This window comes from Bradyrhizobium sp. LjRoot220, assembly GCF_964252915.1.
In the GTDB taxonomy this organism is placed as follows: domain Bacteria; phylum Pseudomonadota; class Alphaproteobacteria; order Rhizobiales; family Xanthobacteraceae; genus Bradyrhizobium.
Genome location: NZ_CAXUPS020000008.1, coordinates 59,488 through 72,920 on the forward strand (window position 1 = coordinate 59,488; position 13,433 = coordinate 72,920).

Annotated in this window: 13 protein-coding genes; 11 read left to right on the top strand and 2 right to left on the bottom strand. The window is 63.8% G+C overall.

Annotated features, from left to right (window positions below; genetic code table 11):
• Positions 1–216: 216 nt before the first annotated feature.
• The 8 genes from ACSQ84_RS27900 (at position 217) to ACSQ84_RS27935 (ending at position 8,513) form a co-directional block, all read left to right on the top strand.
• Positions 217–1,836: an ABC transporter substrate-binding protein gene (locus ACSQ84_RS27900; RefSeq protein WP_436214940.1), complete on the top strand. Its 1,620-nt coding sequence runs from the start codon at positions 217–219 to the stop codon at positions 1,834–1,836.
• 198 nt (positions 1,837–2,034) lie between these two features.
• A complete protein-coding gene (locus ACSQ84_RS27905; RefSeq protein WP_436214941.1) occupies positions 2,035–3,048 on the top strand; it encodes an ABC transporter permease in 1,014 nt (337 codons plus the stop codon).
• 2 nt (positions 3,049–3,050) lie between these two features.
• The gene (locus ACSQ84_RS27910) at positions 3,051–3,950 is read left to right on the top strand and encodes an ABC transporter permease (protein WP_436214942.1); all 900 of its coding nucleotides are present in this window, start codon (positions 3,051–3,053) and stop codon (positions 3,948–3,950) included.
• An 11-nt stretch (positions 3,951–3,961) separates the two neighbouring features.
• Positions 3,962–5,671 carry a dipeptide ABC transporter ATP-binding protein gene (locus ACSQ84_RS27915; protein ID WP_436214943.1) on the top strand — a complete coding sequence of 570 codons (1,710 nt, stop codon included), beginning with the start codon at positions 3,962–3,964 and terminating at the stop codon, positions 5,669–5,671.
• Positions 5,672–5,769: 98 nt separating this feature from the next.
• Positions 5,770–5,961, top strand: coding sequence for a DUF4089 domain-containing protein (locus ACSQ84_RS27920; RefSeq protein WP_436214944.1), 192 nt, complete (start codon positions 5,770–5,772; stop codon positions 5,959–5,961).
• Between the two features lie 7 nt (positions 5,962–5,968).
• Entirely contained in the window at positions 5,969–7,345 is a 1,377-nt protein-coding gene (locus tag ACSQ84_RS27925; protein ID WP_436214945.1) for an AtzE family amidohydrolase, read from the top strand.
• A 2-nt stretch (positions 7,346–7,347) separates the two neighbouring features.
• The gene (gene hpxZ / locus ACSQ84_RS27930; protein WP_436214946.1) at positions 7,348–7,740 is read left to right on the top strand and encodes an oxalurate catabolism protein HpxZ; all 393 of its coding nucleotides are present in this window, start codon (positions 7,348–7,350) and stop codon (positions 7,738–7,740) included.
• Positions 7,741–7,775: 35 nt separating this feature from the next.
• Positions 7,776–8,513: a GntR family transcriptional regulator gene (locus tag ACSQ84_RS27935; RefSeq protein ID WP_436214947.1), complete on the top strand. Its 738-nt coding sequence runs from the start codon at positions 7,776–7,778 to the stop codon at positions 8,511–8,513.
• Between the two features lie 175 nt (positions 8,514–8,688).
• Here the strand turns inward: ACSQ84_RS27935 and atzF are convergent, their stop codons facing one another.
• Both atzF and ACSQ84_RS27945 read right to left on the bottom strand, forming a co-directional pair.
• A complete protein-coding gene (atzF, locus tag ACSQ84_RS27940) occupies positions 8,689–10,479 on the bottom strand; it encodes an allophanate hydrolase (protein ID WP_436214948.1) in 1,791 nt (596 codons plus the stop codon).
• Positions 10,480–10,741: 262 nt separating this feature from the next.
• Complete coding sequence (locus ACSQ84_RS27945; protein ID WP_436214949.1) at positions 10,742–11,428, bottom strand: GntR family transcriptional regulator; 687 nt, start codon at positions 11,426–11,428, stop codon at positions 10,742–10,744.
• A gap of 108 nt (positions 11,429–11,536) precedes the next feature.
• On the opposite strand from ACSQ84_RS27945, the gene ACSQ84_RS27950 reads away from it, so the two are divergent.
• The 3 genes from ACSQ84_RS27950 to ACSQ84_RS27960 are packed head-to-tail and all read left to right on the top strand — an operon-like array spanning position 11,537 to position 13,415.
• Complete coding sequence (locus ACSQ84_RS27950; RefSeq protein WP_436214950.1) at positions 11,537–12,721, top strand: cytochrome P450; 1,185 nt, start codon at positions 11,537–11,539, stop codon at positions 12,719–12,721.
• A 23-nt stretch (positions 12,722–12,744) separates the two neighbouring features.
• Positions 12,745–13,200, top strand: coding sequence for an SRPBCC family protein (locus tag ACSQ84_RS27955; RefSeq protein ID WP_436214951.1), 456 nt, complete (start codon positions 12,745–12,747; stop codon positions 13,198–13,200).
• Complete coding sequence (locus tag ACSQ84_RS27960; protein WP_436214952.1) at positions 13,197–13,415, top strand: ferredoxin; 219 nt, start codon at positions 13,197–13,199, stop codon at positions 13,413–13,415. The genes ACSQ84_RS27955 and ACSQ84_RS27960 overlap by 4 nt, the downstream gene beginning before the upstream one ends.
• The last annotated feature ends 18 nt before the right edge of the window (positions 13,416–13,433 follow it).

The window sequence follows — 13,433 nt, forward strand, 5'->3', positions numbered from 1 at the left end:
GTAGAGAAGCGTTCTGAAAGATTTGCTCATTAAATGAGCAAATATGCCTCTTTGTATGCAATCTGGATATCTTTCACCGAAGCCGCCTGCCGCGTAAAATCGATATTCAAGCGTATTATCAGTCTGGTAACTGAAATCTAGCCTTCCATTAAGATTTGGCACGAACCTTGCGATTCCCGGTTCCAAAGCCGTTCCCCTCAGGCGTTGGAGCATCACATGAAGCGTCGCGATTTCCTGAAATCCGTCACCGGGGTCGCCGCCGGCGCCCTGGTGCCGGCGCCGGCGATTTTTTCCCCCGCCAAGGCCGATGCGCGGTCGGAGACGCTGCTGATCGTCTCGGAAGGCGGCCCCAACAACCTCGATATCCACGGCGTCGGCACCAACGTGCCCGGCTATGAAGTGTCGTGGAACTGCTACGACCGCCTGATCACGCACGAGATGAAGAGCGGTCCCGGCGGCGTGCCGTATTACGACCGCGACAAGTTCAAGGGCGAACTCGCCGACGACATGAAGATCGACGACATGTCGGTGACCTTCAAGCTGAAGAAGAACGCGAAATTCCACGACGGCGCGCCGGTCACGTCGAAGGACGTCAAATGGTCGCTCGATCGCGCGGTCTCGGTCGGCGGCTTCCCGACTTTCCAGATGAGCGCGGGCTCGCTGACCAAGCCCGAGCAGTTCGTGATCGTCGACGACACCACGCTGCGCGTCGACTTTGCCAAGAAAGATCGTCTTACGATCCCCGATCTCGCCGTCATCGTGCCCTGCATCGTCAATTCCGAACTGGTGAAGAAGAGCGCCACCGAGAAGGATCCCTGGGGTCTCGAATATACAAAACAGCAGACCGCGGGCTCCGGCGCCTACAAGCTGACGAAATGGACCGCCGGCACCGAAGTCATCATGGAGCGCAACGACGCCTGGGTCGGCGGTCCCCTGCCGAAGATCAAGCGCGTGATCTGGCGCATGGTGCCGCAGGCCGGCAACCGCCGCGCGCTGCTGGAGCGTGGCGATGCCGACATCTCCTATGAACTGCCGTTCAAGGATTTCCAGGAGATGAAAGCCAACGGCAAGCTCAACGTGGTGTCGCTGCCGTTCAGCAACGGCATCCAGTATATCGGCATGAACGTCACCAAGCCGCCGTTTGATAATCCCAAGGTGCGCCAGGCGATCGCCTACGCGATTCCCTATCAGAAAATCATGGACGTGGTGCTGTTCGGCCTCGCCAATCCGATGTTCGGCGCCTCCGCCGACAAGCCGACCGAGGTGGCGTGGCCGCAGCCGACCAAATTCTCCACCGACATGGCCAAGGCGAAGGCGTTGCTTGCTGAAGCCGGCTACGCCAACGGTTTCGAGACCACGATCTCGTTCGATCTCAATTTTGCCGGCGTCAACGAGCCGCTCTGCGTGCTGGTGCAGGAGAGCCTCGCCCAGATCGGCATCAAGACCACGATCAACAAGATTCCCGGCGCCAACTGGCGCACCGAATTGAACAAGAAGGAAATGCCGCTCTACACCAACGTGTTCTCGGGCTGGCTCGATTACCCCGAATACTTCTTCTACTGGTGCTATCACGGCAACAATTCCGTGTTCAACACCATGAGCTACAAGTCGCCGGAGATGGACAAGATGATCGACGGCGCCCGCAATGCGGCTTCGAGCGGCGACAAGGCGACCTACGACACCGATGTGAAGGGTTTTGTCGATCTCGCCTACAAGGACATCCCGCGGATTCCGCTGTATCAGCCCTTCGTCAACGTCGCGATGCAGAAGAACATCTCGGGCTACCAATACTGGTTCCACCGCCGGCTGGATTATCGTGCGCTGGTGAAGGCGTAACATCGTGATGGGCCTGCGCGGTGAGGGAAGTACGGCTTTATCATTCCCTCCCCCCTTGCGGGGGAGGGGCAGGGAGAGGGGTGACCACGGGCACCGCTTTCCCGGTTTACTCCTCTCCCCAGCCCTCCCCCGCAAGGAGGGAGGGAGCGCATCAAGCCGTGCGGCGAACACTGAGCCTCAGCAAATATTGGGGCCATCATGCTCTCCATGATCGGCAAGCGGCTGATGTTTGCGATCCCGTCGCTGATCGGGGTCGTGATCGTGACGTTCTTGCTGACGCGGGCGCTGCCCGGTGATCCCGCCGCGTATTTTGCCGGGCCCGCCGCGACCAAGGAGGCGGTCGAGCAGATCCGCAAGAAGCTCGGGCTCGACAAGCCGCTGATCGAACAGTTCTTCCGCTATAGCAACGATCTCGCCCATGGCGATTTCGGCAACTCGCTGACCACAGGCCAGCCGGTCGCCGCCGAAATCCGCAATCGCCTGCCGGCCTCCGCCGAACTGACACTGCTCGGCCTCGTCGTTTCCATCGTGATCGCGATTCCGCTCGGCGTGCTCGCGGCCACCCGCCCTGGCTCGTGGATCGACCATCTCTGCCGGATCACGACGACGGCCGGCGTGTCGCTGCCGGTGTTCTTTACCGGATTGGTGCTGGTCTATGTCTTCTATTTCCGGCTCGGCTGGTCGCCGGCGCCGCTTGGCCGGCTGGATGTGTTTTATAGCGCGCCGCCGACGGTGACGGGCTTTTATCTGATCGATACCCTGATCGCGCGCGACCTCGAGGCGTTTCGTTCCGCGCTGAGCCAGCTGATCCTCCCCGCAACGACGCTGGCGGTGTTTTCGCTGGCGCCGATCGCGCGCATGACGCGGGCCTCGATGCTGGCGGTGCTGGCGTCGGATTTCGTGCGCACCGCGCGGGCGTCCGGCCTTTCGCCGGGCACCGTAATCGTCACCTACGCATTTCGAAACGCGATGCTGCCGGTTATCACCACGCTGAGCATGGTGTTCTCGTTCCTGCTCGGGGCCAACGTGCTGGTTGAAAAAGTCTTCGCCTGGCCCGGCATCGGTTCCTATGCGGTGGAAGCGCTGATCTCGTCGGACTTCGCGCCGGTGCAGGGTTTTGTGCTGACCATGGCGGTCATGTACGTGCTGCTCAATCTGGTCATCGACATTCTCTATGGCGTGATCGATCCACGAGTTAGGCTGGAAGGGTAAGCATGAGCACCGTTGCGCCTGCCGTTGAGCCTGTCGGTCCCGTGCGAACCTCGGGACTTGTCGCGATCTTCGAACACACCCGCTATGTGCTCGGCGAGAACCGCGTCACCGCCTTTGCCTTCGCCCTGTTGGTCGTGATCCTGTTCGCTGCGGTGTTCGGTCCTTATATTGTGCCCTACGATCCGCTCGCCAGCGATACCGCGGCGGCATTGAAGGCGCCGTCGGCGGCGCACTGGTTCGGCACCGATCAATTGGGCCGCGATATTTTCAGCCGCGTCATCGTGGCCACACGGCTTGATGTGTTCATCGCGGTGGCCTCCGTGGCGCTGGTGTTCCTGATGGGCGGCCTTGCCGGCATCGCCGGCGGCTATTTCGGCGGCTGGACCGACCGCATCGTCGGACGCATCGCCGACACCATCATGGCGTTCCCGCTGTTCGTGCTGGCGATGGGCATCGTCGCGGCCCTCGGCAATACCGTGCAGAACATCATCATCGCGACCGCGATCGTCAATTTCCCGCTCTATGCCCGCGTCGCCCGGGCCGAGGCCAATGTTCGCCGCAACGCCGGCTTCGTGCAGGCGGCGCGGCTGTCGGGCAATGGCGAATTCCGGATTCTCCTGGTGCACATCCTGCCCAACATCATGCCGATCATGATCGTGCAGATGTCGCTGACCATGGGTTACGCCATCCTCAACGCCGCCGGCCTCTCGTTCATCGGCCTCGGTGTCCGACCGCCGACCGCGGAATGGGGCATCATGGTCGCGGAAGGTGCCGGCTTCATGGTCTCGGGCGAATGGTGGATCGCGCTGTTTCCGGGCCTCGCGCTGATGATCGCGGTGTTCTGCTTCAACCTCCTCGGCGATGGTCTGCGCGATATCGTCGATCCGCAGCGAAGAACCTGAGGGCAGGGCCAATGACTGCGCAGCCCTTGCTCGAAGTCAGCGATCTCACGGTGGAATTCGCCACGCGGCGCGGCATCGTGAAAGCCGTGCAGCATGTCAGCATCTCCGTCGCGAAAGGCGAGACGCTCGGCATCGTCGGCGAATCCGGTTCCGGCAAGTCGGTGACGTCATATGCCGTGATGCGGATCCTCGACCGGGCCGGCAAGATCGCCGAGGGTTCGGTGATGTTTTCCGGCATCGACGTCAAGGCCGCGACCGAGAACCAGATGCGCGATCTGCGCGGCCGCGAAATCTCGATGATCTTCCAGAACCCGCGCGCGGCGCTCAATCCGATCCGAAAAGTCGGTGACCAGATCGAGGATGTGCTGCGCCAGCATGTGCAATCGGCGGCAAGTGATCGCGGCGAAAAGGCGATCGAGGCGCTGGAACAGGTCAAGATCGCGCGGCCGCGCGAACGCTACCACGCCTATCCGTTCGAACTTTCCGGCGGCATGTGCCAGCGCGTGGTGATTGCGCTGGCGCTGGCCTGCAATCCGCAGCTTCTGATCGCGGACGAGCCGACCACCGGCCTCGACGTCACGACGCAGAAAGCCGTGATGGATCTGATCGTCGAACTGACAAAACGGCGCGGCATGTCGACCATCCTGATCACGCACGATCTTGGATTGGCCGCCGCCTATTGCGACCGCGTGGTCGTCATGGAAAAGGGCCGCGTGGTGGAGACCGCGAAATCCGCTGACATCTTCGCCAACCCGGAGCACGCCTACACCAAGAAGCTGATGCGCGCGACGCCGCGGCTCGGTGTCTCCCTGCGTGATCTGTTGCCGGAGGAGGAAGCGGCACTGCTGCCGGCGGTGACTGCCGAAGCGCCGGTCGACAGTGAAGCGAAACCGCTGTTGCTGGTCGAAAAACTGGTGAAGGAGTATCCGCGCCAGGGCGCCACGGCGGTGCTCGGCAAGCTGTTCTCGCGCAAGCCGCCGATCGAGGCCGAACAGTTCCGCGCCGTCGACGGCATCAGCTTCAGTGTCGGTCATGGCGAGAGCGTCGGTTTGGTCGGCGAGTCCGGCTGCGGCAAATCCACGACGTCGATGATGGTGATGCGGCTCCTGGACCAGACCTCGGGCCGCATCATGTTCGACGGCGACGAAATCGGCACCATGCTGCCCAATGCCTTTGCGCGGCTGCCGCTGCGCAAGAGCATCCAGATGGTGTTCCAGGATCCGACCGACAGCCTCAATCCGCGCTTTACCGCGGCGCGCGCCATCGTCGATCCGATCATGCAGCTCGGCGATATCAGAGGCCGCGACGCGCTGCGTGCCCGCTGCGAGGAACTTGCAGGATTGGTTGGTCTGCCGGTCAATCTGCTCGACCGCTTTCCTCATCAATTGTCGGGCGGTCAGAAGGCCCGTGTCGGCATCGCGCGCGCGATTGCGCTGCACCCGAAACTCGTGATCCTTGACGAGCCGACCGCGGCGCTGGATGTTTCCGTGCAGGCGGTGGTGCTCAATCTGCTGCAGGACCTCAAGGCGTCGATGGGCATGAGTTATCTGTTCGTCTCCCATGATTTGAATGTGGTGCGCCTGTTGTGCGATCGTGTCATCGTGATGCGCGCTGGGCGCATCGTGGAGCAGGGGCCATCCGATCAGGTCTTGGGCAATCCGCAGGACGCCTATACAAAGGAGCTGCTGACGGCGATTCCGCATCCGCCGTTGCCGGTTTGATTTTGCTGTCATGCTCCGCGAAAGCGGGGCATCCAGTAGTCGCCGGCGTTTACTGGATCGCCCGGTCGAGCCGGGCGTTGACAAGCTAGGGAGAGAACGTGACGGACAAATCGACTGAACCCCTGGACGATTATATCGACGCCGTCGCCAAAGCGCTGGCGCTGCCGGTGGACGAATCCTGGCGGCCCGCAGTGCGTGCGAACCTCGAAGTATCGCTGAGGCTGGCGCGGCTGGTCGATGAATTCCCGTTGCCCGACGAAACCGAGCCCGCCAGTGTCTTCGCAGCCTGATCACGCCATGACTGCTCAAGAGATCGCGCAGGCCGTGGCCGGCGGCAAGATGACCGCGCTCGCCGCGACCGAGGCCGCATTGGCGCGGATCGCAAAGCATGATTCCGTGCTGAATTCATTCACCGACGTCACCGCGGATCGCGCGCGCGCGAAAGCCCGCGCCGTCGATGAGGCGATTGCGGCAGGAAAAAAGGTCGGCCCGCTCGCCGGCGTGCCGTTCGCAGTGAAGAATTTGTTCGACGTAAAGGGCCTGCCGACGCGCGCGGGCTCGAAGATCAACCGCGACCTCGCGCCGTCCTCGCGGGATGCCACGCTGATCGAGCGCATGGAAGCTGCGGGTGCAGTGCTGGTCGGCGCGCTCAACATGGGCGAATACGCCTACGACTTCACCGGCGAGAATGTGCATGACGGCCCGTCGCGCAATCCGCACGATCCGACCCGCATGACGGGTGGCTCCTCGGGCGGCTCCGGCAGTTCGGTCGGCGGCGGCCTGGTGCCGATCGCGCTGGGCTCGGACACCAACGGCTCGATCCGGGTGCCGTCGTCGTTCTGTGGGATCTTTGGCCTGAAGCCGACCTATGGCCGGCTGTCGCGCGCGCGCTCGTTTCCGTTCGTCGCAAGCTTCGATCATCTCGGGCCGTTTGCGCGCAGCGTCGGCGATCTCGCGCTGGCCTATGACGCCATGCAGGGGCCTGATGCCGACGATGCCGCGTGCACGACGCGGCCGGTCGAGCCGGTGACGTCGCAACTGGCGCAGGGTATCGGCGGCCTGCGGGTCGGGATTGCCGGGGGATATTTCCAGAAGAACGTTTTCCCGGAGGCCGTCGAGGCGGTGGCACGCGTTGCCAAGGCGCTTGGCGCAACGCAGACGATCGAAATTCCGGAGGCCGCTCGCGCCCGCGCCGCGGCTTACGTGATCTCCACCACCGAGGGCGCCTCGCTGCATCTCGATCGCCTGCGCAAGCGCCCGAATGATTTCGATCCGGCGGTGCGTGATCGCCTGATCGCGGGTGCGATGGTGCCGGCACCGCTGGTCGACCGCGCGCAAAAATTCCGCCGCTGGTATCGCGCGCAGGTGCTGGAGTTGTTCAAATCGGTCGATGTGATCATCGCGCCGGCCACGCCCTGCACCGCGCCAAAACTCGGGCAGGTGACCTTCAAGCTCGATGGCGTCGAACTGCCGGTGCGCGCCAATATCGGCATCCACACCCAGCCGATTTCGTTCATCGGGCTGCCCGTGGTCGCGGTGCCGGTGCCGCTGGAGCCGATGCCGATCGGGGTGCAGATCATTGCGGCACCCTGGCGCGAGGATATCGCGCTGCGCGTGGCTCATGCGCTGGAGCAGGCTGGCGTCGCCGCTGCGCCCGCGCCACGAGGAATTTAGCCATGGATATCGATCTTCCCGACGTGCTCGCCGAGGTCACCGCCCAATTCGCGCGTTACGAAGCGGCGCTGGTCTCGAACGACGTCGCGGTGCTGGACGAGCTGTTCCGCAACGATCCCCGCACGTTGCGTTATGGCATCAATGAAAATCTCTACGGCTATGAGGCGATCATGGCGTTTCGCGCCGGGCGCTCGCCGGTGGGGCTGATGCGCAAGACCGACAAGACCGTCATTACCACCTATGGCCGCGATACCGCGGTCGCCTCGACCTTGTTCTATCGTGACGTGTGGAGTGGCAAGAAGGTGGGGCGGCAGATGCAAACCTGGGTGCGCTTTGCTGAAGGGTGGAGAATTGTCGCCGCCCATGTCAGCATCATCGACGAGCCCGGATCTTGAGAGCACCCGATTCAAAAAATCCTGGATCAAAACACATGAGCCTTGACGACGTTTCCCCGCGCATTGCGCCATCCGGCGCCGATTCCGAGTCGGTGGTCCGGCGTGTCGATCGCGCCTCGCCGCAAGCGGACAAGGTCACGCGCGCGGAGGAATTGCGACTGCAACTCGCCGACGAGATTGTGCGCGGCGTGCTGGCGCCGGGATCGGGGTTGGATGAAACCGATATCGCGCGGCGCTTCAGCGTGTCGCGGACGCCGGTGCGCGAGGCGCTGCGGCAATTGGTGGCGAGCGGATTGGTGGAAGCCCGCGCGCATCGCGGCGCTGTCGTGGCGCAGCCATCGATCGAGCGCCTGACTGAAATGTTCGAAGCGATGGCCGAACTCGAAGCGCTGTGCGCGGGGCTCGCGGCGGAACGGATGCCGGCGGTGGAGCGCCAGAAACTGGAGGCGGTCCACGAGGAGTTGCGGGTCCTGAGCTATGCCGGCAATCCCGAGCGATTCCACGAAGTCAATGAACGCTTCCACAACGCGATCTATGCGGGCTCGCAAAACGGCTATATCGCCGAGATGACTTTGGCGACGCGGGTGCGGGTGCAGCCGTTCCGCCGCGCCCAATTTCGCAATCTGGGCCGGCTCGCAAAATCGCACGCCGAGCACGACCGCGTCGTGGTCGCGATCATGCGTGGCGACAAGACCGGCGCCGCGGCCGCGATGCGCGACCATATCGAACTGGTGCGCGGCGAGTATGAACTTTACGCGGTGTCGCATCCCTGAGCTTGCGCTCTTGTTTACCTCGCCCCGCTTGCGGGGAGAGGTCGGATCGCCTCGGCGATGCGAAAGCATCGTCCGGTGCGATCCGGGTGAGGGGGGGCAGGTCTCTCGACACTCTTTGCTGGGAGAGAGGCCCCTCACCCCAACCCTCTCCCCGCAAGAGCGGGGCGAGGGAGCGTTAGATCTTCTGCGCCATGAACGCGCGCCAGCCGCCGAACGCGGAAATATCCCTTGCGCCGTTCACGGCCGCGGGTTCGACCAAAAACCCCTTCACGCCGCGGCCGTCAGCGAGGCGAATGGTGCCGATCGACAGCGGCGGCGGGATAGCGGCGACGAATTTTCCGAACGAGGCCGCTGACAGCGCCCACAATTCCAGCTTGATCGGAGACCCGGCGCCGGGCTCGATACGCAGCATGCCGGGCTTGGGCGGCGTGGTGTCGAGCGCATGGAGCTTGTAGTCCGGCGCGGTCGTGGTTTCTTCCAGCAGCCGTCCGCCGAGCGTCGTCAGCTCACCATTCAGCGCCATGCCGGAGAGATGCGCGCCGACCACCGCGATCGCGATTTCGTCGCCGCTCAGTTCCGATGAGGGAGCCACGAGCGGCGGCTGCGTCAGGCCCTTGGCGCCCATCTTCAATCCGGTATCGGTATGGAACACGCGGCCGATGCTGGCGAGCTGCGCGTCGTGGCCGGCGGGTGCCAGCAGTGTGATGCCGAACGGAATCCCGTCGGGCCGGATTTCCGAAGGCAGCGCCAGCCCGCAAAGATCGAGCAGGTTGACGAAGTTGGTGTAGGTGCCGAGCCTGGAGTTGAGTTCGATCGGACTGGCCAGCACCTGCGCCGTCGAGTAGGCGGTCGGCGCGGTCGGCAGCACCAGTGCATCGATATTGGTAAAAGTGCGATCGGCGATGCGCCGCAGCGCCTGCAGGCGATACAGCGCCGCGAAGGTATCGGCTGCAGTCAGCCGTGCGCCGGCAACGGTGATCTCGCGGGTGACGGGATGAATCGCATCCGGCGACGAGGCCAGGAGATCGCGGATCACCAGAAAGCGTTCGGCGACCCACGGTCCCTCATAAAGCAGCCGCGCGGTCTCATAAAACGGTTCGAGATCGAATTCGACCAGCGTGGCGCCAAGCGATGTCCAACGCTTCAACGCTTCGCCATAAGCTCTCTCCGAGGCCTTGTCGCCGAAGAAGATCAACTGGCCGCTGCGGGGAACGCCGAGCCGCAACTGTGCGGGAAAAGATGTGACCGCGCCGAGCGGACGGTCGCGCGAAAACGGATCGGCGCCGTCGGGGCCGGCCATCGCAGCCAGCGCCGTCATGGCGTCGTCTACCGTCAGCGCGAACACCGAAATGCAATCCAGCGTGCGGCAGGCCGGCACCAGCCCGGCATTGGAGATCAGGCCGAGGCTCGGCTTCAATCCGACGATGTTGTTGAGCATCGCCGGCACACGGCCGCTTCCCGCGGTGTCGGTGCCGAGCGCCAGCGGCACCAATCCCGATGACACGGCGACGGCCGAACCCGAACTCGATCCGCCCGGAACGAGATCGGCGCGGATCGGATTTGTCGGGATGCCGTAAGGCGAGCGCACGCCAACCAGGCCGGTCGCGAACTGGTCGAGATTGGTCTTGCCGATGATGATGGCGCCGGCCGCGCGCAGTTTTGCGACCGCGGTCGAATCATGTGTCGGCGAATAGGAGAAAGCCGGGCAGGCGGCGGTGGTCGGCAAGCCCAGCGCGTCGATATTGTCCTTTACCGCGACCGGCACGCCAAGCAGCGGAAGCGTCGCCGGATCCCGTGCGCTCAGCGCTTCGGCCTCGGCCAGCGCGTCGTTTTCGTCGCGCAGCGAGATGAACACGGCAGGATCGTTGTGGTCGCGGATGCGCTGATAGCTGCGCGCGACGGTTTGAGCCGGCGTCCTGGTCCCGGCGCGGTGCGCTGCGACGATCGCGGCAACGGTTTCAGTCACTTGATGCCCGTCCTGGGTTGGCTGCGGTCCGTCACGATCGACTTACCAAAGCGAGGCGTTCATCCGGATCGAAGCAAGCGATGTGCCATTGTGTACATTGCCGGCGTAGTCGGTGCGGATAAAAATAGCCATGTAATGTCTGTCGCTTAGACGAATTATCGCGCAATAGCGATGGCTCGTCGTTAACACCTGCCGCCCTGCGGTTGCCTAATTTTTAGGCTGCGACGTCGACCTGCAGTGGACCGCTTGGGTCCCCATCACCTCACCGACGAAAGTGAACCGGGGCGAGCGCCTTCCTGGGCCAGCTTTCAATGTAGTCGAGCAAGCGTTCCGTCGAGCCAGCGGCCGCTTCGGCGTCGCCGCGGGCGATGGCGCGCGCGATCTCGACGTGATGCTCGACGCCTTCGGCCGGCAAGGTCCGTCCATGATGCATGAACCAGTAGCGGCGGTTTAGCGTCGTGATCAACTGCATCATCGAAGCCGCGATCGGATTGCGGCATGCCGCGAGACAGAGATCATTGAATTCCGCGTCCAGCCGGGCAAAGCCATCGAAATCTCCGCTCGCGAGCGACGCGGCCATCGCGACTGCGATCCGCTCGAATCCTTGCCGCTCTTCGGCATTGGCGCGGATGGCCGCGGTGCGGACCACCAGGATTTCGATCGGCCGGCGCGCTTCGATTACGTTCAGCTCCTCGTCGGGCCGGCTGTCCGCGACGATGCAGCCGCGCCGCGGCAGGATCTGCAGCAGCCGCTCGCGGGCGAGTCGCTGCATGGCCTCGCGAACCGGCGTGCGGCCGATGCCGAGCTGCTTCGACAGCGCCGCTTCGGAGACCACGGTCCCAGGGGCAAGGGCCAGCGTCGCGATCATTTCCTCAAGCGCGCGATAGGCGTGCTCGGTCAGGTTCGCCAGGTCGGTTCGCTTGGGGGGAGGCTTTTTGGGGCGGCGCATACTGCTTGCCTAGCACGCCAGTTGACGGTCGTCGATTGATATACTACTGATATATCAGATACTGAAATCCATCGCGGCGATGCACTGCAGGCCGGGGAGAACGAAAACATGACGCTTCGGCCTCCGGTCACCGATTGGACCAGCGACTGGGATCATCTCGATCCGCCCTGGTTGTCCGATCCCTATTCGATCTGGCGCGACTTGCGGGAAACCTGCCCGGTGGCGCACACCGGCCGCTATCGCGGCGTGTATTTCCCGACCCGCTACAGCGACATCCGCGAGATCGCCTATGATCCCGCGCATTTCTCCTCGCGCCGGGTCGTGGTCCGTGAAGGCGACTACCGCGTGAACGCGCCGCCGATCACGTCCGATCCGCCGGACCACCGTGCGCTGCGGATGGTGCTGATTCCACCGTTCACGCCGCAGGCTGTCGCCGCGCTGGAAGGCCGGACCAGAGCTGTCTGCAACGAACTGATCGATGCTTTCATTGAAAACGGGGTCGGCGACGGCGCGGTCGATTATGCGCAGCATATTCCGGTTCGGATCATCGCCCACATGCTCGGAATACCCGCGAGCGACGGCGACCGCTTTCGCGGCTGGATCACGATGGCGCTGCAGGACGGCATCACCAACGAGGCTGTATTGAAGCAGGCGGAGGAGGAGATGTCCGCCTATTTCGCCGAGCAGATCAAGCGGCGTCGTGGCGCGTTGGGCGAGGATCTCGTCAGCTTCCTGATCCAGGCGCGGCAGCCGAACGGCGACGCCTTCTCCGACCATCAAGTGCTCGGCGCGCTGCGCCTGCTGCTGGTCGCCGGCACCGATACCACCTGGAGCGCGATCGGTTCGGCGATCTGGCATCTGGCGACCGTGCCGGCCGATCGCGAGCGGCTGGTCAGGGAGCCGGAGCTGATCCCGACGGCGATAGAAGAGCTGCTGCGCGCGTATGCGCCGGTCACCATGGCGCGCGAGATTGTCGATGACGTCGCGGTCGGCGGCTGTCCGATGAAACGGGGAGAGATGGTGCTGCTGTCGTTCCCGGCGGCCAATCGCGATCCCGGCAAGTTTGCCGACGCGGACAAGGTCGTGATCGATCGCAAGGAAAATCCGCACGTCGCGTTCGGCCTTGGCATCCACCGCTGCATCGGCTCCAACCTCGCGCGGATGGAAATGCGGGTGGCGGTGGAGGAGTGGCTGCGGCGGATTCCGGAATTTCGGCTGGATCCGGCCCGGCCGATGACCTGGTCGCAGGGAACGGTGCGCGGGCCGCGTCTGCTGCCGATCGTGTTTGGCTAAGCCGTCAGGAACTGGAGCTAACAATGTCAATTTCGTTCGAGCGCCGCCACGATATCCTGATCGCGGCACCGCCGGAGACGGTTTACGACTACGTCTGTAATCCGAATTCCTGGCCGGAGTGGCTGGCCGCGTCGCATCGCATCGACGGTGCAGACCGCGCGCTGGCGACTGGCGAAACCTTTCGCGAGCAATGGCATATCCGCCGCGGCGAGGTGGTGCTGGACTGGATCGTCATCGAGAGCGATCGCCCGAATGCCTGGACCGTGCAGGCCGCCACCGATTTCATCGGTCCGATCGTGATTCGCTACACCTTCGAACGGGCCGGCGACGTCACCAAGTATACAAGGCAGCTGCGCAACCCTGCGCGGCCCTGCGCGCCGAGCGAGGCGCAACTCCAGCGCATGGATGAAGAAGCCATGATCGGCCTGGCCAACATCAAGCGGCTGGTCGAGCAGCGCTCGGCGGGCCAGCCTACATGAACGCGCGCATCACCGTGCGGATCGTTCCGGAGAAATGCCAGGGCCATGCCCGCTGCCATGCGCTCGCGCCGGAACTGTTCGAACTCGACGAGTTCGGCAATGCGCGCGCGACGAGCCGTACGCTTGTCCCGCGCGAACTCGAGGACAAGGCGTTTACCGCGCAGTCCAATTGCCCGGAGGGCGCGATTGTGATCGAGGATAGCGCCGAGACCTGACGCAAACGGGCGCGGCTG

Bases quoted from the DNA above. Each gene is read 5' to 3' on its own strand.
- ACSQ84_RS27900 (WP_436214940.1), top strand. From the start codon at position 217: ATGAAGCGTCGCGATTTCCTGAAATCCGTCACCGGGGTCGCCGCCGGC.
- ACSQ84_RS27905 (WP_436214941.1), top strand. From the start codon at position 2,035: ATGCTCTCCATGATCGGCAAGCGGCTGATGTTTGCGATCCCGTCGCTG.
- ACSQ84_RS27910 (WP_436214942.1), top strand. From the start codon at position 3,051: ATGAGCACCGTTGCGCCTGCCGTTGAGCCTGTCGGTCCCGTGCGAACC.
- ACSQ84_RS27915 (WP_436214943.1), top strand. From the start codon at position 3,962: ATGACTGCGCAGCCCTTGCTCGAAGTCAGCGATCTCACGGTGGAATTC.
- ACSQ84_RS27925 (WP_436214945.1), top strand. From the start codon at position 5,969: ATGACTGCTCAAGAGATCGCGCAGGCCGTGGCCGGCGGCAAGATGACC.
- hpxZ (WP_436214946.1), top strand. From the start codon at position 7,348: ATGGATATCGATCTTCCCGACGTGCTCGCCGAGGTCACCGCCCAATTC.
- ACSQ84_RS27935 (WP_436214947.1), top strand. From the start codon at position 7,776: ATGAGCCTTGACGACGTTTCCCCGCGCATTGCGCCATCCGGCGCCGAT.
- ACSQ84_RS27945 (WP_436214949.1), bottom strand. From the start codon at position 11,428: ATGCGCCGCCCCAAAAAGCCTCCCCCCAAGCGAACCGACCTGGCGAAC.
- ACSQ84_RS27950 (WP_436214950.1), top strand. From the start codon at position 11,537: ATGACGCTTCGGCCTCCGGTCACCGATTGGACCAGCGACTGGGATCAT.
- ACSQ84_RS27955 (WP_436214951.1), top strand. From the start codon at position 12,745: ATGTCAATTTCGTTCGAGCGCCGCCACGATATCCTGATCGCGGCACCG.
- ACSQ84_RS27960 (WP_436214952.1), top strand. From the start codon at position 13,197: ATGAACGCGCGCATCACCGTGCGGATCGTTCCGGAGAAATGCCAGGGC.